20 protein-coding genes and 1 pseudogene are annotated in these 16997 nt (G+C 57.7%); 11 read left to right on the plus strand and 10 right to left on the minus strand.

Annotated elements, in window-relative coordinates:
• Nucleotides 1-55: 55 nt before the first annotated feature.
• Nucleotides 56-484, minus strand: coding sequence for an SHOCT domain-containing protein (locus tag NW852_RS04680; protein WP_414378346.1), 429 nt, complete (start codon nucleotides 482-484; stop codon nucleotides 56-58).
• 117 nt (nucleotides 485-601) lie between these two features.
• Between NW852_RS04680 and glmU the strand changes: the two are divergent.
• From glmU to NW852_RS04710, 6 genes and pseudogenes are all read left to right on the plus strand, one after another.
• Nucleotides 602-1951 (plus strand): annotated as a pseudogene (gene glmU / locus NW852_RS04685) (bifunctional UDP-N-acetylglucosamine diphosphorylase/glucosamine-1-phosphate N-acetyltransferase GlmU); the annotation flags it as partial.
• On the plus strand, nucleotides 1934-2470 hold the full coding sequence (locus tag NW852_RS04690; RefSeq protein WP_414364241.1) for a PPC domain-containing DNA-binding protein: 537 nt from the start codon (nucleotides 1934-1936) through the stop codon (nucleotides 2468-2470). The pseudogene glmU and the gene NW852_RS04690, both read left to right, overlap by 18 nt.
• Before the next feature lie 116 nt (nucleotides 2471-2586).
• On the plus strand, nucleotides 2587-3063 hold the full coding sequence (locus NW852_RS04695) for a pentapeptide repeat-containing protein (RefSeq protein ID WP_414364236.1): 477 nt from the start codon (nucleotides 2587-2589) through the stop codon (nucleotides 3061-3063).
• Between the two features lie 22 nt (nucleotides 3064-3085).
• Nucleotides 3086-3379, plus strand: a complete 294-nt coding sequence (locus NW852_RS04700; protein WP_414364235.1) for a lipopolysaccharide assembly protein LapA domain-containing protein — start codon at nucleotides 3086-3088, stop codon at nucleotides 3377-3379.
• Nucleotides 3380-3526: 147 nt separating this feature from the next.
• Nucleotides 3527-4783: a 4-hydroxy-3-methylbut-2-enyl diphosphate reductase gene (locus NW852_RS04705; RefSeq protein ID WP_414364234.1), complete on the plus strand. Its 1257-nt coding sequence runs from the start codon at nucleotides 3527-3529 to the stop codon at nucleotides 4781-4783.
• Between the two features lie 57 nt (nucleotides 4784-4840).
• The gene (locus NW852_RS04710; protein ID WP_414370783.1) at nucleotides 4841-5803 is read left to right on the plus strand and encodes an AEC family transporter; all 963 of its coding nucleotides are present in this window, start codon (nucleotides 4841-4843) and stop codon (nucleotides 5801-5803) included.
• On the opposite strand, the gene NW852_RS04715 is transcribed toward NW852_RS04710, so the two are convergent.
• Nucleotides 5800-5994 carry a hypothetical protein gene (locus NW852_RS04715; RefSeq protein ID WP_414364232.1) on the minus strand — a complete coding sequence of 65 codons (195 nt, stop codon included), beginning with the start codon at nucleotides 5992-5994 and terminating at the stop codon, nucleotides 5800-5802. The genes NW852_RS04710 and NW852_RS04715 overlap by 4 nt on opposite strands.
• Before the next feature lie 150 nt (nucleotides 5995-6144).
• Nucleotides 6145-7683, minus strand: coding sequence for a hypothetical protein (locus NW852_RS04720; RefSeq protein WP_414364231.1), 1539 nt, complete (start codon nucleotides 7681-7683; stop codon nucleotides 6145-6147).
• A gap of 93 nt (nucleotides 7684-7776) precedes the next feature.
• Here NW852_RS04720 and NW852_RS04725 point away from each other — a divergent pair, with 93 nt between their 5' ends.
• Nucleotides 7777-8781 carry a YgfZ/GcvT domain-containing protein gene (locus tag NW852_RS04725; protein ID WP_414370781.1) on the plus strand — a complete coding sequence of 335 codons (1005 nt, stop codon included), beginning with the start codon at nucleotides 7777-7779 and terminating at the stop codon, nucleotides 8779-8781.
• A gap of 16 nt (nucleotides 8782-8797) precedes the next feature.
• Here the strand turns inward: NW852_RS04725 and NW852_RS04730 are convergent, their stop codons facing one another.
• From NW852_RS04730 to NW852_RS04760, 7 genes are all read right to left on the minus strand, one after another.
• Complete coding sequence (locus tag NW852_RS04730; RefSeq protein WP_414370780.1) at nucleotides 8798-9007, minus strand: HNH endonuclease; 210 nt, start codon at nucleotides 9005-9007, stop codon at nucleotides 8798-8800.
• A gap of 48 nt (nucleotides 9008-9055) precedes the next feature.
• On the minus strand, nucleotides 9056-9376 hold the full coding sequence (locus NW852_RS04735) for a KGK domain-containing protein (protein WP_414398577.1): 321 nt from the start codon (nucleotides 9374-9376) through the stop codon (nucleotides 9056-9058).
• A 29-nt stretch (nucleotides 9377-9405) separates the two neighbouring features.
• A complete protein-coding gene (locus NW852_RS04740; protein ID WP_414364227.1) occupies nucleotides 9406-9768 on the minus strand; it encodes a KGK domain-containing protein in 363 nt (120 codons plus the stop codon).
• A gap of 35 nt (nucleotides 9769-9803) precedes the next feature.
• On the minus strand, nucleotides 9804-10238 hold the full coding sequence (locus NW852_RS04745; RefSeq protein WP_414426499.1) for a KGK domain-containing protein: 435 nt from the start codon (nucleotides 10236-10238) through the stop codon (nucleotides 9804-9806).
• 39 nt (nucleotides 10239-10277) lie between these two features.
• The gene (locus NW852_RS04750; RefSeq protein ID WP_414370774.1) at nucleotides 10278-12803 is read right to left on the minus strand and encodes a dynamin family protein; all 2526 of its coding nucleotides are present in this window, start codon (nucleotides 12801-12803) and stop codon (nucleotides 10278-10280) included.
• An 88-nt stretch (nucleotides 12804-12891) separates the two neighbouring features.
• Nucleotides 12892-13551, minus strand: coding sequence for an SDR family oxidoreductase (locus NW852_RS04755; RefSeq protein ID WP_414364223.1), 660 nt, complete (start codon nucleotides 13549-13551; stop codon nucleotides 12892-12894).
• 164 nt (nucleotides 13552-13715) lie between these two features.
• Nucleotides 13716-14768, minus strand: coding sequence for a CsgG/HfaB family protein (locus NW852_RS04760; protein ID WP_414364222.1), 1053 nt, complete (start codon nucleotides 14766-14768; stop codon nucleotides 13716-13718).
• Between the two features lie 325 nt (nucleotides 14769-15093).
• Between NW852_RS04760 and NW852_RS04765 the strand changes: the two genes are divergently transcribed.
• The 4 genes from NW852_RS04765 to gloB all read left to right on the plus strand — a co-directional run bounded on the left by NW852_RS04765 (nucleotide 15094) and on the right by gloB (nucleotide 16946).
• Nucleotides 15094-15276, plus strand: coding sequence for a 50S ribosomal protein L32 (locus NW852_RS04765; RefSeq protein WP_011430004.1), 183 nt, complete (start codon nucleotides 15094-15096; stop codon nucleotides 15274-15276).
• Between the two features lie 92 nt (nucleotides 15277-15368).
• Nucleotides 15369-15785 carry a J domain-containing protein gene (locus tag NW852_RS04770; RefSeq protein WP_414364221.1) on the plus strand — a complete coding sequence of 139 codons (417 nt, stop codon included), beginning with the start codon at nucleotides 15369-15371 and terminating at the stop codon, nucleotides 15783-15785.
• Between the two features lie 132 nt (nucleotides 15786-15917).
• The gene (locus tag NW852_RS04775) at nucleotides 15918-16181 is read left to right on the plus strand and encodes a DUF3143 domain-containing protein (RefSeq protein WP_414335177.1); all 264 of its coding nucleotides are present in this window, start codon (nucleotides 15918-15920) and stop codon (nucleotides 16179-16181) included.
• A gap of 6 nt (nucleotides 16182-16187) precedes the next feature.
• The gene (gene gloB / locus NW852_RS04780; RefSeq protein ID WP_414370771.1) at nucleotides 16188-16946 is read left to right on the plus strand and encodes a hydroxyacylglutathione hydrolase; all 759 of its coding nucleotides are present in this window, start codon (nucleotides 16188-16190) and stop codon (nucleotides 16944-16946) included.
• The last annotated feature ends 51 nt before the right edge of the window (nucleotides 16947-16997 follow it).

Genomic DNA, 16997 nt, shown 5'->3' on the forward strand with positions numbered 1-16997 from the left:
ATTTTAAATTAACAGGCTGTAGGTCGGAAATATCTTGGAGCAATCGCAGTCCCACTCAAGAGATCTCGCGAAGGTGGCGGCGGCGCTCCTCGTATTCGTCGCGGGTAATCAAGCCCTGCTTCAACTGGAGCTCCAACTGCTGCTCGGGATCCCGGACTTCCCGACCTTTCGCGCTGCTCCAGTCCAGCTCGATGAGATCCCGATTGAAGCGAAAATCGAAGTCCTCATTGGTCATGGTAAGCAACCACAGCCCTTCCAGCAGGCAGAGCGCTCGTAGCCCATAGCTGAGGATCTGCAGGGGAATAGAGGGAACCAACACCATCAGCCCCACCAGCAAGTACACCCAGCCCCAGCGCTTGTGGCCCATGTAGAAGCGCTGCAGTCCCGGGATCAGCACCCCCAGCACTGCCAGCCAGCCGGCTGCCTCGCGGACCAAGCGCTGACGTTTTTGAAGAGGGGTATCGGAGCCCTCACTCTCGGCCATACCCTGCCCCACCTACACGTGCCACCAGGCTAGCGCAGTTTCCCAGGGCTTGGCAGAGGGGGAGGGAACACCAGCGCCTGCCGCGTATACTTGATGGGGGCAGATCGGAGGGCAAAGATGGCAGAGCGGGAGCTGGCCGTAGCAATCTTGGCAGCGGGCAAGGGCACCCGTATGCGGTCGCAATTGCCCAAGGTGCTGCACAAGCTGGGATCCCTGTCTTTGATCGAGCGGCTGCTGCGCACGGTGCTGGCCCTGGCGCCCCAGCGCTGTCTGGTGATTGTGGGTTACGGACAGGAGCAGGTGCGCCAAACCCTACAGGGGTACCCGGTTGAATTTGTGGAGCAGGCCCAGCAACTGGGCACCGGACACGCGGTGCAGCAGCTTCTGCCTGTCCTTGGCAACTTTCAAGGGGATCTGCTGGTGGTCAACGGGGATGTGCCTCTGTTGCGGGTGGAAACCCTGCAGGCGCTGGTGGAACGCCACCGCCAAGTCCAGCCGGATGTGACCTTGCTCTCGGCCCAGGTGGCGGATCCCTATGGCTATGGGCGGGTGTTTTGCGATGCCCAGCAGCGGATCCTGGAGCTGGTGGAAGAGCGGGACTGCACCCCGGCCCAACGGCAAAATCGCCGCATCAACAGCGGCGTCTACTGTTTCCATTGGCCGGCCCTGGCCCGGGTGCTGCCCCGTTTGGAGCGGAACAACGCCCAGCAGGAGTACTATCTCACCGACGCGGTTAAACTACTGGAGAAAGCCATTGCCCTAGACGCTGAGGATCCTCAGGAAATCGTTGGCATCAACGACCGCCGCCAACTGGCCCAAGCCCACCAGATTTTGCAGGATCGCCTTAAGGAAGCTTGGATGGAAGCCGGGGTCACCTTTGTGGATCCCGACAGCGTCAGCCTGGAAGAGACGGTGGAATTGGCCCCCGATGTGGTGATCGAAGCCCAAACCCACCTGCGCGGGAGGTGCCGCATCGGGCCGCGCACCCGCCTGGGGCCGGGCAGTTGGATCGACTCCAGCACCATCGGCTCCGATTGCCACATCCTCTACTCGGTGGTCAGCCACAGCCAGATCGGCAACCATGTCTGGATAGGGCCCTATGCCCATATCCGCCCCAATAGCTGCATTGGCGACGGCTGCCGCATTGGCAACTTTGTGGAAGTTAAAAACACTCAGATTGGCTCCCACACCAACGCCGCCCACCTGGCCTACCTAGGTGACGCCAAGCTGGGATCCCAGGTCAACATCGGCGCCGGCACGATCATCGCCAACTACGACGGCCAGCAGAAGCACTTCACAGAAATCGGCGATCGCAGCAAGACCGGCGCCAACTCGGTGCTGGTGGCCCCCCTCAAGGTGGGATCCGATGTCACCATTGCCGCCGGCTCCACCATCCCTGCCCGCTACCCTGTGCCTGACGACTGCCTGGTGATTGCCCGTGCCTACCCGGTGGTCAAGCCCGGCTGGCGACCGGGGAGCGCTGCTGCTGCTGGCTGCCAACAGCCTCTACCCACGGGATCCCTCAAGATCTACCCCCTACGCCTGCTGCCCGGCCAAGACCTCAAGCAGGAGCTGGAGCGCTTTGCCCGCCAACAACCCCTGCAGGCAGCCTTTGTCCTCAGTGCTGTTGGCAGCCTCAGCCAAGCCACCCTGCGTCTAGCCGACCAAACGGAGGATTACTTGTTGGCCGAGCGCCTGGAGATCCTGGCCTTGAGCGGATCCCTGTGCCCGGACGGCGTCCATCTCCATCTGGCTGTTGCCGATGCCCAAGGCCGAACTTGGGGAGGGCACCTGCGCCCTGGCTGCCTCATCTACACCACCGCCGAGATTGTCCTTGCCGACAGCCTGGAGTACCGCTTCTCCCGTCAGCCGGATCCGGCCACCGGCTACTTGGAGCTGCACATCCAAAAGGTAGCAGAAGCAACCCCGCCCTCTCCCCAGAGGGCAGATGAGACAGCGGCGGGGATCCCTTCTTGCCCGCCGTGAACCGCGAGCGGCTGTAGATAGACGGTATAATGGCCAACATCTAGCATTGAGTCATCAGCACCTCATTTGGCAATTAAGGGTTGCTGGATAAACTCGGCGATTGGGGGTACCCGGCTATGCCCCGAGTGACCACTGCAGATGAGCTGCTGGCAAACTATGCCGCCGGCGAGCGCAACTTTCAAGAATCCAACCTGGTGGGTGTGGACTTGGTGCGTGCCACCCTGCAGGGGGTGAATCTGAGAGGGGCCAACCTCTCCTTTGGCAAGCTGAGCGGGGTTAACTTGCAGGAGGCGGATCTGCGTGGAGCCGATCTCAGCTCCGCCAACCTGATGGGGGCCAACCTGCGCGGTGCCAACCTTTGGGAAGCCAACCTCATTGGCGCCGATCTCAGCTTTGCCGATTTGCGGGAAGCCAACTTGCACGGGGCCTACCTGTGGGAAGCCAAGCTAACCCGTGCCCAACTGCAGGGATCCGATCTGAGCGGGGCAAAAATAGGCGGAGCGGTGCTGATTGGTGCCGACCTAAGCGGCGCCATCCTGCCCGATGGCACAGTGCAGCCCTGGCCTGCGCCGTCGGCCAGCAAGGCAGAATAGAACTGTTGCGACGGGATCCCTCATGCTGCTGCTGTTCCACTTGGCCTTGACACTGCTGTTGGCTTTGGGAGTGGCAGTCCTGGCCGGACAAAACCCCACCCCTCTGACCGTCTATTTTCTAATGTGGCGCTCGGTGGAGCTCCCCTTGGGGTTTCTCATCGCCGCGGCCATCGGCCTGGGTTTGTTGACGGCGGGGCTAGGCTCTTTGCTTTGGCCGGGGCGCAGCTTCTCCCTGACTGCCCGTCAGCTCCAGGAACGGCTGCAGCAACTGGAAAGGCAAGATCAGCCGCCTCCTGAGAGCGCAATCTCTCGGTAGCTGCCCTGGCTCTTGTGGATCGAGTCTGGGATCCCTTCGGATTTTTGGGGGCTGTCCTGCCGCCGGGGTGACCTACGCACTCAAGACAGGGCGTAAGCTGAGAGAGGATCCCTTTGCTGTTAGCGGTGCACAGACCAAGTGACAACCATGCCTCATTCCCAACCCTCTTCTCCGGCTAGCTCCCCCCAGGATCCGCGTGCCCTGCGCAAGGCTCTGCGCAGCTCCAGCACCTACTTTGCCAAAGGGTTTGAAGAGCACAAGGATCAAGCGCAACGGGAGCTGCAAACCACCTACAAAAGCTCGCTGGTGGAGCAGATCCGCGCCCAGTCCTACTGCTATCGGCAGGGGGATATCACCATCCATCTGGCCAAGGCGTTTGGCTTCTGCTGGGGTGTGGAGCGGGCGGTGGAATATGCCTACGAAGCGCGGCGCCGCTTTCCGGATCGGCAGATCTGGATCACCAACGAGATCATCCACAACCCTCTGGTCAACCGCCACCTACAGGAGATGGGGATCCGCTTTGTGGAGAAAGGCCCGGATGGCAAGAAGGACTTCTCCCAGATCCGGCCCGAGGACGTGGTGATCTGGCCTGCCTTTGGGGCCAGCGTATCGGAGATGGAGTTTTTCCGGTCGCAGGGCAACGAGATCGTCGATACCACCTGCCCCTGGGTGTCCCGCGTGTGGAACCAGGTGGACAAACACCGCGCCGCCCAATTCACCTCTGTCATCCACGGCAAGTACAACCACGAAGAAACCGTAGCCACCAGCTCTTTTGCCGAGAAATATCTGGTGGTGCTGAACCTGGAAGAAGCGCAATGGGTCGCCCGCTACATTTTGGAAGGCGGAGATGCGGCAGAATTTCGGCGGCGCTTCGGCAAGGCCACGTCTCCCGGCTTCGATCCGGATCGGGATCTGGAGCGGATTGGCATTGCCAACCAAACCACGATGCTGGAGGGGGAAACGCGCGCCATTGCCAAGCTGTTTGAGACCACGATGCTGCGCAAATATGGCCCCCAGGAGCTGGATAACCACTTCATGAGCTTCAACACCATCTGCAACGCCACCCAAGAACGGCAGGATGCCATGTTTGAGCTGCTGGAGCGGCCCTTGGACGTGGTGGTGGTAATCGGCGGGTTCAATTCCTCCAATACCACTCACCTGCAGGAAATTGCCCTGGCCAAGGGGCTGCCCTCTTTCCACATCGATGGCCCCGACTGCATCCAGCCCCCCAACTGCATCCGCCACAAGCCCCTCCACCAAGACCCAATTGTTACCGAGGGTTGGTTGCCCGATGGGCCGGTGCAGATCGGCATCACCTCCGGTGCCTCTACCCCAGACCGGGTGGTAGAAGAGGTGATTCTGCGCATCTTTGCCCTGCGTGAACAGCAGCAGATCCCTGCCTGATGGATTGCCAGGACAAGGCTGGGATCCGCTTCCTCTCCCTCCTAGGGCCACTTGGGCGTGCTCACCACACTTTTCCAGGTTTATCTCCCCCTCTTGGGCTGGACACTGCTGGGGTTTCTCCTGCAAAGGAGGCTGCCCCCTACTTGGAGCCGCTGGCTGTCTCCGCATGCGCTGGGCCGCTTCATGTTTTGGGTAGGGGTGCCCCTGGGCACAATTGGATTTATGCGGGGGGTAGATCTCTCCGGCCAGATCTGGGTGGCCCCGTTGGTCTGCTGGCTGGCAACCGGGCTAGGATTTGCCCTGGCCAACGCCTGGCTAAGATGGCAACACCACGCCTGGCAGGGGAACAAAGATGGGGATCCCTGGCTTTGGAGCAGGGGGCGGCGCGGCAGCTTCTATCTGACAGCCACCCTGGGAAATACGGGTTATTTGGGTTACCCCATCTGCTTGGCGGTGGCCGGGAGCGCCTACTTTGGCTGGGCCCTGTTTTACGACCTGTTGGGCACGCTCTTTACAGCCTACGGGCTGGGGGTTTGGGTGGCCAGCCACCACAGCCCCTCCCACCCTCCTCCCTGGCAGGCAGCGACTCGACTGCTGAGCAGCCCCACCCTGTGGGCCTTCTTTGTCGGCCTAGCTCTAGCTCGCCAACCCCTGCCGGGGTGGCTCTCTCAAGGATTGGTTGCCTTCGCCTGGAGCACGATTCCCCTCAGCCTGCTGCTCCTCGGGATCCGACTGGCCCAAGTAAAACGCTGGGGATCCTTTCGCCCTGCCGCTGTGGCTCTCCTCATCAAAATTGTGATTGTCCCTCTCTTGGTTGGCCTGGGGTTAACCTTGACTCCCTATCCCCCCTTGGCCAAGCTGGTGCTAACTTTGCAGGCTGGCATGCCCCCTGCTATTGCCACCCTGGTGCTCACGGAAGAATACGACTTGGATCGGGAGCTTACTGTGACGGCCCTGGCCGTAGGCTACTTGGCAGCTTTGTTTACCCTGCCCCTTTGGCTGGGGTTATGGGGATCCTAGTAGGCCAGGTGAGAGAGGGTTTGCTCGAGGTAGCAATGTACCAAACGATCCAGCTCAGACTCCTGGCTGGGCAGTTCCCGTCCTTGGAGCCATCCTCGGAAGCCCGAGCTTTCCACAATGGCCTGGCGCAACGGCTTCCAAACCGCTTGGGCGCGCCGTTCTGTATCGGGGCTGAGAGCAGGACTGGTCATGATTTCTGAGGAGGAAGCTGAGAGCAGACTGAACTCAGAATAGCCCGGATCCCCGTTGGCTTTGGCTTCCTAGGATACAAATCTGCCTATCTCTCTCCCCTCTCCCTGAGGAAGAGGGGCTGAAAGCAAGGCCAAGAAGCCCAGGGATCCCTAAACGAACAATTGGCTGCGCTGCTGGATGCGCAGGGTTGGCCCCAAGGCATTGAGGAGGGCAACGCCATAGCTGCGGGCAACGATGCGGCTATCCAAAATCGCCACCCAGCGGGTGGGCAAGCCGGAGGCTTCATCTGCTTCTGCGCCTTGTCGCAGAGGGGCGACAGCCCGCTGCAATTGGCTGGCCGCCACTGGCAAGAGGTATTGGCGGAACCAGTCCTGCTGGGTGCGCTGCAGATACTGCACCCGTCCGGCCACTCTTGGATCCTCCATCGAGGGAAACGGCAAGGTGGCAATCGCCAGCAGCTCTGGACAGGGTAGGCTGGCCTTGTGCTGCAACCAGTAGGGCCAGTCGCAGACCAAAATGCCCTTTTCTCCGGGAAATAGGCTGTTTACCCGTACCCGCGAGCCAAATTCGGCAGCCAAAGCAGCCCCCACCTGTACCTGCAGAGGTTGATCCGACACCAGCACCACCACAAAGCCCTGCACCTGCGGGATCAGGCTCCTTAGCTCCTGCAACAGGTGCTCCCGAAAGAGGGGGCTGTTGGGCAAGGGCAGCCGCGGCAAGTAGAGGGAAAGGCTCGGCAAAGGCTCCCCGCCGGAACGGATCCAATCCTCGCCTGAGCTGAAGCGCAAGGGTGTCAGATCTGGCAAGCCCAGGCGCCAACGATAGGCCTCCGCCTGCCGATCCAGATCCAGGGCCTCGCCGATGATCACCACCGGCTGAGTGGCCCAGATGGGCGCCAGCCACTCGTGTAGAGCTGCCGGGCTGTGGTGAAGGGTGAGGCGACCAGTCTCGCGGTCAGTTTCTGCCCACCAAACCCAGCGGGAGGTGGGATCCCCCTCGGCGCTAAGCCTGCAGCGGATTTGATCCCAAGGATCTGGCAGCCAGCCGGCGTAGCCTACCACCAGAGACAGCGCTGCCTCCAGGTGAACCTGTTCATCCGCCTGGAGCAGGCAGCGGGAAAGCGGTCGCCGCAAAAGCTGCAGGGCCAAATTCACCTGGGCCTGGGAAAGCCGCTCCGCCTCGGCAGGGAAGATCTGCCGGAGCTGCTGCCAGTGACTGGCTTCCAGGGTGACCGTCAGCGCCTGGTAGGCCCAATCTTCCAGGTCTTCGGCTCCGTCTAGGATCAGAGGGATCCCGGTCGGTACCTCGGCTCCCCTTAGGCGAGCCCGCAGCCAATCCAGGGGATCTACCAACAGCAGCCCCTGAAAATCGGGATCTGGCCAACGGTCTTTTTGCAGGACGGGCTTGTGCAACTGCAGGGTCTGCCGGAGCCAAGGGATCTCTTCTCCCAAGATTTGCGCCTGCACGGGCACCGTGGCACAGAGCAACGTGGCATGCGGCCACATCAAGGCTGGCAGCAGATAGCTGAGGCGGTGCTGGCCCCCAGCAGGCACTTGGATCAAGGTGCTGCGACCCAACCGCAATCCCCGGGCCACCATGCGGGCCATCGTCAACTGATGGGGCCACACGGCTTCGGGAGACTGCCGCAAAAGCTGTCGCAACTGTTGGTGAACCTCAACCTCGATCACAGTCAGTACACCAAGGATCTGCCACAGACGCTAGGGTAAACTAGCCTATTCTAGGGTAGGGAAGAAAACCAAAGAGCACCCCTGGGGTGAGCGATGTCTGTTATTTCTGCTGTTCACACCACCTTGACCACGCAAGAGCAAGCCGCCGCGCAGAGGGGATCCCTGCTTTTGGATCGCTCTGAATGGGGTCGCCTGCGCCTGCAGGGATCCCCCGGCTTGGACTATTTGCACAGCCAGAGTACCCAGAATCTTAAGGCCCTTGCTCCCGGCCAGGGGGCGGATACGGTTTTCGTTAGCCCCGCAGCAGGGATCCTCGATCTGGCCACGGTGTATGTGGAAGAAGAGGCTTCCTGGATCTGGACTTCGCCGCAGCGGCGCAGCCTGCTGATGCAGAGCCTGGGGCGTATGTTGCCCTTTGTGCGGGGGGCCCAGCTAGCCGATGCGACTGACCAGACCTTTGCCTTTGGGCTAATTGGCCCCCAGAGCCAGGCTCTTCTGGAGAAGGTGGTGGCTGCAGAAGAGATCCCGACAAAACTGTACGAACACCGCCAGGTGGCGATTCAGGGGATCCCTGTCCATTTGGCCTGTGGCAGCGGCCTTGCCCAGCCGGGATTTACCCTCTGGGGCAACCTAGAGCACAAAGCTGCCCTTGCCGACTGCCTGCTGCAAGCTGGAGCGGAGCTGGCCTCACCTGAACTTTGGGAAGCCCTGCGCCTGGAGGCCGGTCGCCCTGCCGCCGACCGCGAGCTAACCCCCGACTACAACCCTCTGGAAGCCGGCCTGTGGCACGCCATTTCCCTCTCCAAAGGGTGTTACATTGGCCAGGAAGTCTTGGCCAAGCAGGTAACCTACCGGCGCATCCGCCAAACCTTATGGGGGATCCGCCTCCAGGGCGAGGCTCAGCTCGGTGCCGACATCGTGCGGCAAGGAGAAAAGATTGGTGTGTTGACCAGCGCTGGTTCCACCTCCCAAGGCTACTGGGGCTTGGGCTATGTGCGCACCAAGTTCGAGCCGGCTGAAGGGTGGGAGGTGGAAGTCGGTTCTGTAGCAGGGATCCTCACCCGCCCGCCCTTTTTGAGCTTTCCGCCTGTTGTTTGAGGTAGATCTCAGCTCCCTAGAGATCGAAATGGCGGCGAAAGCGGGGATCCCACCTGTCCTTTTTGCGCTGATTACAGACTTTGCACAGGGTTTGCAAGTTGCTGATGTCGTTGCTGCCGCCCTGGGCAAGGGGGACGATGTGATCAACCTGAAGCTGCACCTCTGGGGGCGATTTGCCACAACTGCGGCAGCGGAAGCCATCCCTTTGGAAGACATACTCCCGCACAGATGCTGGGATCGGGATCCTCTCACCAGGTTTTTTCTCTTTCATCCATTACTCACCTGTATTGCGAAAACTATCTAGTTCGGAGTCTCGAGATGGGCTATCGGGAATAAACTCGAGACAAACTTTAAGGGATACCTTTCCCTCAGCCCAATCCTTTCTAGGCTGTAAGATTCGGGATTTTACTCCCTCTACTAAAGCTCTAATTTCTACGTGAATCTTTTTTGAGCGAAGGTGGCTATTTGTTCGTGCAATATCTGCAAGAAGGTAATCAATAATTGCACTGTGCAAAACACTAGGAATATAGATTTGATCGCCAATCGCAACGGCAGTTTCTTTATCATCTGCTTTGAGAAGTATCGAGTCAAGCATGTCTTGTTTCCTAGTGCTAACAGACCTGGCTAATCGGCATCCTTTCGAAGGTCATCCAGAGAAGATCCATCGCTTGCTGATCCTGGATCTTCTGGCTCAAACTCAACTATTAGCCTTACCCTAACTCTGCCATCAACCCATGGCAAGCTAGGACGTAAAAGTTTAACAGGGATCCCTCTCGCATCAGTTATTTGGTAAAAATTGACCGAGCCAGGAATGTTTTTGGCTCTAAGTTTGTCATATAAACGAGATCCAAAGTTATTATAAGCACTTTCCAAGCAAGCCCAAATAAACTCTTTTGAGTAGATCAGGCCTCCTCCTATATCAATGACGGTGTTTGGAGAAGCATCTATCTCGACAAAGCGATCCTGAGGTTGATCGTTGCTTGACACTGACCCAGCCTCCTAATGCATCCCGCTAACTTAAGCTACTCCTTGTCTGTGCGAAGGTCATCTAGAGGGGATCCATCGCTACTTTCTGAGCCCGTACGCTCTGGCTCAAACTCTACAGTGATCCGCAATCTGACCCTACCTTTCTCCCACTCCTTCTTACCCGGTACCAAGAGCTGACAGGTAAGGCCCTGATCAAACCACTTGGTTTCTTGCAGTAACTTTTCTAACTTTTCTTCAGATCCGGGAGGAATAGGAATAGGAGGAAGAAAGCTACTGGCAATACTAATCAGGTTTTCCGGTGGAAGGATCCCCGAGGATCTCAAGGCTGCAATAAACAAGCGATTGAGCTCTTCCTTTTTGGCCAAATCCTCTTGGGCAGCTTTGACCAGGCTAGCAACCTTGAAAGTTTTCTCCCCTACAGAGAGGACCCCTTCTAAGCATTGCTGCAAGGGCAGGGCCTTAGGCAACAAAACTTCACCTCCTCAAATAGTAGGGAGAAACAAACTACTTTATCTCAGATCGTCAAGTATGCTGTCCAGCTCGGGGAAAATCTTACCTAAGTCAGAGATCTCATCACTCGGCCCACTTTCGCTCGCTGGCTGCTCGGAAGAACCTGCTGAGCTGTCAGCTAATTCACCGGTCGAAGAAGGTTTCAGTAAAGAAATCGAGGGCAAAAGTTCACGACCTAGGCCCATAGCCTGTAAGCATAGGTTAATCCCAGAAACGGCTTGGTTGTAGCTATCGATCTTTGCTTCTAGATCCCTTAGACGCTGTTGGTTTAAGGTAATTCTTTCTTCTGCTTCCTTTCTAAGTGTCGCTTCCATAAATTGCTTTGCTTCGGGATACTTTTGTAGAATTTCATCAGCCACTTCCTTAGCAACGGGCAAGAGCTGAGTCTTGAGGGTATTGTTGGTTTCTTGTCGGAAGTTAGAGCGTATTGTCTGGCTGACTTTGGGCTCAAAGTCAAGCTTCAGCAATTGCCGGATCCCCGGCTCCGCATCTCGAATAGCGGAAATATCGTAGGACTGAGATGTTTGCTTTAAAACTTCCCGGAACTGGTAAATGGAGAAAGTGCCCTCGTCATAGAAGCGAGGACTTTCTCTTAGATACCGATCGCACTCTTTTCGAGCGCCGCTGACTAATGCAGTGCAAACTTTTTCCTTAACCTCTAGTAGTTTTTTCTCTAGATCACCGTCGGATCCCAGTAGGCGAAACAACTGCTTGTAGTAGTCTGAACTGCGTACCCGATCAATAATCCGCCGAAAGGAGTTCTCCACAACTGTGGTGGCAGACTCGACCAGTATATCCTCTAGGTGATTTGATAGGTAGTAAAGGGCCTCAACCAGCACAGCCAAAAAGGGAGCTGTGGAGTTACGGTGGTGGATGCGGACAGCTTGGCTATAGGCACTATCTATTGAGAATGTGTCCAGAAGCTCATCCAGCCTACGCACCATCTTGGCCTGCAGCCTTCGGAAGTCATACTCAAACTCTTTATCCGTTCCGTCAATAATTTCGTTAACCATAGTTTGAATATGTTCATCGAACTCTTGACCAATCCTATTCAACTGCTGATTAATAAGCATTAACTCATGGGCAATCATGCTATCAACTTCTCTAGGCTGGCTGTCTAGGTCTCTATAAAGATCTAGGTAGGACTTTCTGAGCTCAATACACAGAGGCTGCAGGTCATCGGCAAGAGCTATAAACAACTGCGGGCGCTTTTCTTCCTTCAAATAGCGAGTAATCCCACTGAGAAATTCTTCTATGCCGCTATCTTTGATCATGTACTCAATCAAGGGCTTGCCCCACTCGCTTAGAATTCGAACGTAGTTATCGATAGGAGTCTCATAGCCGTGCACCGAAGGGCGGAAGGGGGATCCCACAAGCCTGCCTGAGGAGCTACAGTACTTGACAAATTCGCTAATAAATTGAGGTGTCTGCTCTCTGCCACCTAGCTCTTTTATACTTTCTGCAAAAATGGTATCCAGACCAAACCTTGTTTCTCGAGTCGTTTCCCTGATCTGCGAGCCGTAGAAGCCAAGCAGGGCACTAGTTTTAAATAGGCGGGCTTGACGAAACTGCTGGTCAATGATGGTCTCTAATCTCTGCCTTAGCTGGGAGTTGTACCAAGTTTCATCAATGCGATTGAACACATAAAAAACTCGATCGCGAATACTTTCGCTACTTTGGATGTGCTCAATGAGTTCTGTTTCTTCTTTAGTCAGCTCACCTGTTGTAGCACACTTGAGGACACAGACAACTGCGGAAGTGTTTGGATCGGCAATTTTTTGATAGGTGCGCTCGGCATCCGCTTTAACCGGAGCATCAATTCCAGGGGTATCGACAATAACGTTTCCGTCTTCTAATAGAGGATGATGGCAGTAGTACTCAATCTTCCGCAGAACTGCACTATTGGCACCGCGCCGCGCAAAACTGGCCGCTTCTCTTAGGTTGCCAAGGTTAAGCTGTTCCATCGAAAATACTCTGTTTTCGGTTGGGTGAATTCTGGCGCGGTTTTGCTGGAAACCTTCAATTAATAAGCGCAGCGCATCTGCCTGCTTTGCTCGTTCCGACTTACTTTTGCCGCCCTCCTGCTGAACAATGGCCTCAGCCTGCTCTTTTAGGCGATTGAGGGTGACTTCCTCTAGGTTGTTGCCGCTGGGTAGGGTCAAGCCTAAACGAGTGCAGAAGGCAGCCATCTGTTCCTGCACCTGCCGCTCGCTGAGGAAGGTGAGTACTACCCTCTCGGCGGCAGGCTCTGCATAGGAGATGTAGCACTCTGTCCCTGTGGCGTGTCCTTCAGCGCTATAGAGAAGCTCCCTTTCTAACAAGGCGTTGATCAGCATCGACTTGCCAGCGCTAAAAGCACCGGCAAAGACAATCTCAAAAGTTGGGGAAATAGCCTTGCTCAGTGAAGCCTGAACTCGGGTTGTATCTTGCTTTGCTGAGAGCGTGGGATCCTGCTGCCAAAGGTTTAGAATCGTTTCAACATGCTCCCGTAAGTTCTCACACTGAGGCAAGAGTTGCACAGCCATCTCAGGGACCTCCGCTAGGGCTGGGGAGATTATAACGCCCTCAGCCTCGGGCGTGAGATCCCTATACTACTTTTCTTCCGACGGGGCCCTAGCTTGCTAGGGCAAAGAGGTCACTCCACTCCCGCCTGGGAACGCCGGGCTTAGCGATGATCTCGAAGATGCGGTTTTTTGCTGCCGGTTGAAATAGGCTTTCAACAGCCACTTGAGCTACCTTGAGGCGAGGGATGCTGCCCTCAAAGAGAGTGTCAGCCTGAGAGAGGACAATGCCATCCTCGTTGTCCTGGTTTTTCAGGCCCCCTGGCCGAATGATGGTGTAGGTGAGGCCGCTGTTTTGCAAGTATTCTTCGGCTCGTTTTTTCCACACCAAGATCAGCCAAAACAGGTTGAGGGGATGGAACAACTGGGACACGCATAGAGAAGAAATCAAAACAAAGTGTTGGATCCCTTGGGCTTTGGCCACATCCACTAAGTTCTTGGTGCCTTCATAATCCACTCGGTAAGGCAGAAAGGGATCCCAACTGGGCCTAGCCCCTGTAGCACAGAGCACTACCGTACATCCCTCCATGCCGGCTTCCAGGGTGGCCGGGTCCAGCACATCTCCCACCACCACTTCCGCTTCGGGGGGAAGAACCTGTGCGGCCAGCTCGCGGCTGCGCACCAGCGCCCGTACCGGGATGCCACGTCCCACCAACTCTCTGACGATGCGCCGCCCCGTTTCTCCCGTAGCCCCTGCAACAAAAGCCTTCATCTTCTCCCTTTGCCTAGGTTGGCTGTAGTTGTACCAGCTCTTGGGTTGGCCCTGCTAGAACCATTATCCAATCCGCCCAGAGCGGAATGGTAGGGATCCCAAAGCGCAACGAATAGCCCCAACCTGCTGGTGAAGCAAGTTACGGGGGAGTAGCCGGTGGACTTCTATTGAAGCGGCTTGGCTACATCTCCCACCTTAAAGCCAGAGCCGCTGAGAATGCGGCCCACACTGGATCCCTGATCCACCTCTGTCAGTTGAATTTGGCCAGCTGGCTCGGTCAATTTGCGCAGGACTGCTCCTGTGGCCGGATCCTTAACCTCGCGAACGACGCGCTCCACAGAAAGGATCAATCCCACGCGATAGCCGTCGCGGCTGCCTTTGTTCAAGATCACCTGATTGCCGTAGACATCGGCCACCAAGGCATCCACCGTCGGCAAAGAGCGGGGCTGGGCTGCCAAGCGACTGGCAAAACCGGCCAACTGCTGGGCAATTTGCTCCACCGCCTGCTGGCTGGCCAAAACCAGCAGCTTTTCTTCGTTGCTGGTGGCGGATCCCCCGCCAAAGCCGGCAACCGTGACCGTACTATCCGACTGGCTGGCGTTGCCCCGGCCCTCGACCACGGCCAAGATCTCGGCCGTGCTGGTGCTCACCAGGCGGGCATTGAGCTGCACGTTGGCATCGGCATCCACCGACTCGGCCCCCACCGCCAGCGGAAAGCTGCCGAAGGGGGTTAAGACCGGCGCCCCACCGCCGGAACGGCGCACCGACACATCGAACTGGGTAACACTGCCGAGGATCACCGCATCGACCCCGAGGATCCGGCCCACCTGAGCGGCGGTGTTGGCATCCAACCGCCCCGATAGCCCCAAGTTCTGCTCGGCCAAGATTGCATCCAGCCGCGAGCGCTCGATAACAGAAAAAGTGCCATCTCTCACCAGCCGATCCACCAGCAGATCGCTCACCCCCCGGGAAGCCTCGCGCAGGCTGTAGGAATTGCTGAGGCTGCTGAAATCAAAATCCAAAACCGCAACGCGCGGGCGAGTGCTGGGTTGAGGCGCTTGTCCTACCTGGCTGGGGGCAGAGAGATTGCAGCGAAGGTCTTGGGGAAACTTCTGGCACAGCTCCGGATTGGTGGATTGGGCAGCCACTGGGATCCCCGTCCAACCCAAGCTCAGCAGCGGGATCCCGAACAACAAGATGGAAGAGAGGTTGCGCATGATTGAGCGATCTCCTGGATCGAGGAGGTGGCCACAGTCCATTCTTAGCTTGCACCCAAAAGAGCTTCCGGGGGAGGATGACCAATGTCACCTGGCCGCCTGTTCCAGAAGATGTCCTATACTCTACCGACTTCGAGGCCTTTGGGAAAAGGGATGAAGAGGGTTTGCACAGAGGAGTTGACAGATCTCAACAGTTAAGGTTGGGCAGAGACGCTCGCCCTTTGTAAGTTGCCGGAAAAGCTTGACCCAATTGGGCCAGGTTCAGAACGGGATCGAGCGTGCAAGCCCAGTGCTAGCCTAGTAAAGCTGTGTTTTTGTACAAGCTATGCCTGTTCCCAAGAAGAAAACCTCCAAAGCCCGCAGTCGCAGGCGGTATGCTGTCTGGCTGGGCAAAGCCAAGCTGCAGGCCCAGCGGGCGATGACCATTGGGCGCGCCATTCTCAGCGGTCGCAACACCGGCTTCTACTACCCCAAAGCCAAGTCCGAAGAAGAGGAGGGAGAAGAATAAAGCCCGGCAGCAGGGATCCTGGTTTACATTGGGGTCAGGCTCCCTTGAGAGCTGTTCTGCTGCCTCCCGGTCTTGGTTGTTTAGCGACTGGCATGCGCTCGTTGACCTCTCTTACCTACTACCAGCGGCTGGGCCTGTCTCCAGGGGCATCTCCTGAGGCCATTCGGCGGGCCTACCGGCAGTTGAGCAAACGCTACCATCCCGACACTTCTCCTCTGGCGCCAGAGGTGGCGATTCGTTGCTTCCAAGAACTCCAGGAAGCCTACCTTGTCCTCAGCAACCCGGCGAAACGGGCCATCTACGATGCCAGCCTGCGGGCGGTGACGGTCGAAACGGGATCCCTCAACGGGAGGGGATCCCTTCATACGGATTCTCTCGAGCTGCGCATGGAAACCCGGCCTCTCTCGGCGGGCGAGCTCTGTGCCCTGCTGCTGATGGGATCCACCTTCGTGGCGTGTTTGGTGTTGGCGGTTGCTTTGGCCTGGCTACGGGAGGGCGGGGTGGGCTAACCAACTCCGGTTGCTTGGGGATGAGGTTCAGACAAAGCGCTCGGAGCTTCCCACGGATCAAGTGCTTGAATGGAATAGGCTGTTAACTTTTGTCTAGTTTGACGGCTTCTCTGCGCGCGTTTGAATCTCACCATGCCTTTGCCCCCTGCCACCACACCTCTCTACAATCACCCGCTCCACGCCATCGAACGCTGGCTGGAGGAGCAAGGCTGCACCCGCGACCCAAAGGATGTGGAGCAATGGTTTTGCGAGCGGCCGGGCTGGAAAGCCTGCCTGCGCCTAGAAGAGACCAGCATCTGGGTGCGCTACACCTACCCGGATGGCAACACGAAAACCCTGTCTTTCCCCTACTCCCTCAGCCGCCAGGATGTAGAACAGGCCATTTTTGAGGACTAGCCGGCCATGCGCATTCTGCAACTGCCTGCCCTGCGCGACAACTACATCTATCTGCTCTACGATCCCGAGACGGCAACGGCAGCAGTGGTGGATCCGGCAGTGGCCGAGCCCGTGCTGGACAAATTGGCCGAGCTGGGGGCGGAGCTGGTGGCCATCTTCAACACCCACCACCACCACGACCATGTGGGGGGCAACCTGCAACTTTTGGCCCGCTACCCCCGCGCCGTCGTCTACGGCAGCCAGGTGGATCGAGGGCGGATCCCTGGCCAGACGGTGGAGCTGCAGGCGGGGGAGACGGTGGAACTTGCGGGCCGGCAGGCGAAGGTGTTGTTTGTGCCCGGCCATACGCGGGGACATGTTGCCTACTACTTCCCCGAAAGCGGGGATCTCTTCTGTGGCGATACTCTGTTTGCTGGGGGATGCGGGCGGCTCTTTGAGGGCACCCCAGAGCAAATGCTGGGATCCCTGGATCAACTGCGCCAGTTACCTGAACCGACGCGGGTGTGGTGTGCCCACGAATACACCTTGAACAACCTCAAGTTTGCCTTGACGGTAGATGGGGACAACCCCGACTTGCAGGCGCGCTATCAGCAGGTGGTGGCGCTGCGCCAGGCGGGATCCCCGACGGTGCCCAGCACCATTGGCGAAGAGCGCCGCACCAATCCTTTTTTGCGCTGGGATCAGCCGGCTCTGCAGGCGGCCACCGGCGTTCAAGATCCGGTGCGGGTCTTTGCCCGGCTGCGGGGTATGAAGGATCAGTTTTGACACTTTTCTTTTGATTGACAACTTTTGGCAATTTCTAAGAGAGCTAAGGCA

The organism is Synechococcus sp. H60.1 (genome assembly GCF_047462335.1).
Taxonomy (GTDB): domain Bacteria; phylum Cyanobacteriota; class Cyanobacteriia; order Thermostichales; family Thermostichaceae; genus Thermostichus.

Coding starts and splice junctions, on each gene's coding strand:
- gloB (WP_414370771.1), top strand. CDS start 16,188: ATGCGCATTCTGCAACTGCCTGCCCTGCGCGACAACTACATCTATCTG.
- NW852_RS04700 (WP_414364235.1), top strand. CDS start 3,086: ATGCTGCTGCTGTTCCACTTGGCCTTGACACTGCTGTTGGCTTTGGGA.
- NW852_RS04705 (WP_414364234.1), top strand. CDS start 3,527: ATGCCTCATTCCCAACCCTCTTCTCCGGCTAGCTCCCCCCAGGATCCG.
- NW852_RS04725 (WP_414370781.1), top strand. CDS start 7,777: ATGTCTGTTATTTCTGCTGTTCACACCACCTTGACCACGCAAGAGCAA.
- NW852_RS04680 (WP_414378346.1), bottom strand. CDS start 484: ATGGCCGAGAGTGAGGGCTCCGATACCCCTCTTCAAAAACGTCAGCGC.
- NW852_RS04735 (WP_414398577.1), bottom strand. CDS start 9,376: ATGCTTGACTCGATACTTCTCAAAGCAGATGATAAAGAAACTGCCGTT.
- NW852_RS04770 (WP_414364221.1), top strand. CDS start 15,369: ATGCGCTCGTTGACCTCTCTTACCTACTACCAGCGGCTGGGCCTGTCT.
- NW852_RS04765 (WP_011430004.1), top strand. CDS start 15,094: ATGCCTGTTCCCAAGAAGAAAACCTCCAAAGCCCGCAGTCGCAGGCGG.
- NW852_RS04775 (WP_414335177.1), top strand. CDS start 15,918: ATGCCTTTGCCCCCTGCCACCACACCTCTCTACAATCACCCGCTCCAC.
- NW852_RS04755 (WP_414364223.1), bottom strand. CDS start 13,551: ATGAAGGCTTTTGTTGCAGGGGCTACGGGAGAAACGGGGCGGCGCATC.
- NW852_RS04715 (WP_414364232.1), bottom strand. CDS start 5,994: ATGACCAGTCCTGCTCTCAGCCCCGATACAGAACGGCGCGCCCAAGCG.
- NW852_RS04750 (WP_414370774.1), bottom strand. CDS start 12,803: ATGGCTGTGCAACTCTTGCCTCAGTGTGAGAACTTACGGGAGCATGTT.
- NW852_RS04760 (WP_414364222.1), bottom strand. CDS start 14,768: ATGCGCAACCTCTCTTCCATCTTGTTGTTCGGGATCCCGCTGCTGAGC.
- NW852_RS04695 (WP_414364236.1), top strand. CDS start 2,587: ATGCCCCGAGTGACCACTGCAGATGAGCTGCTGGCAAACTATGCCGCC.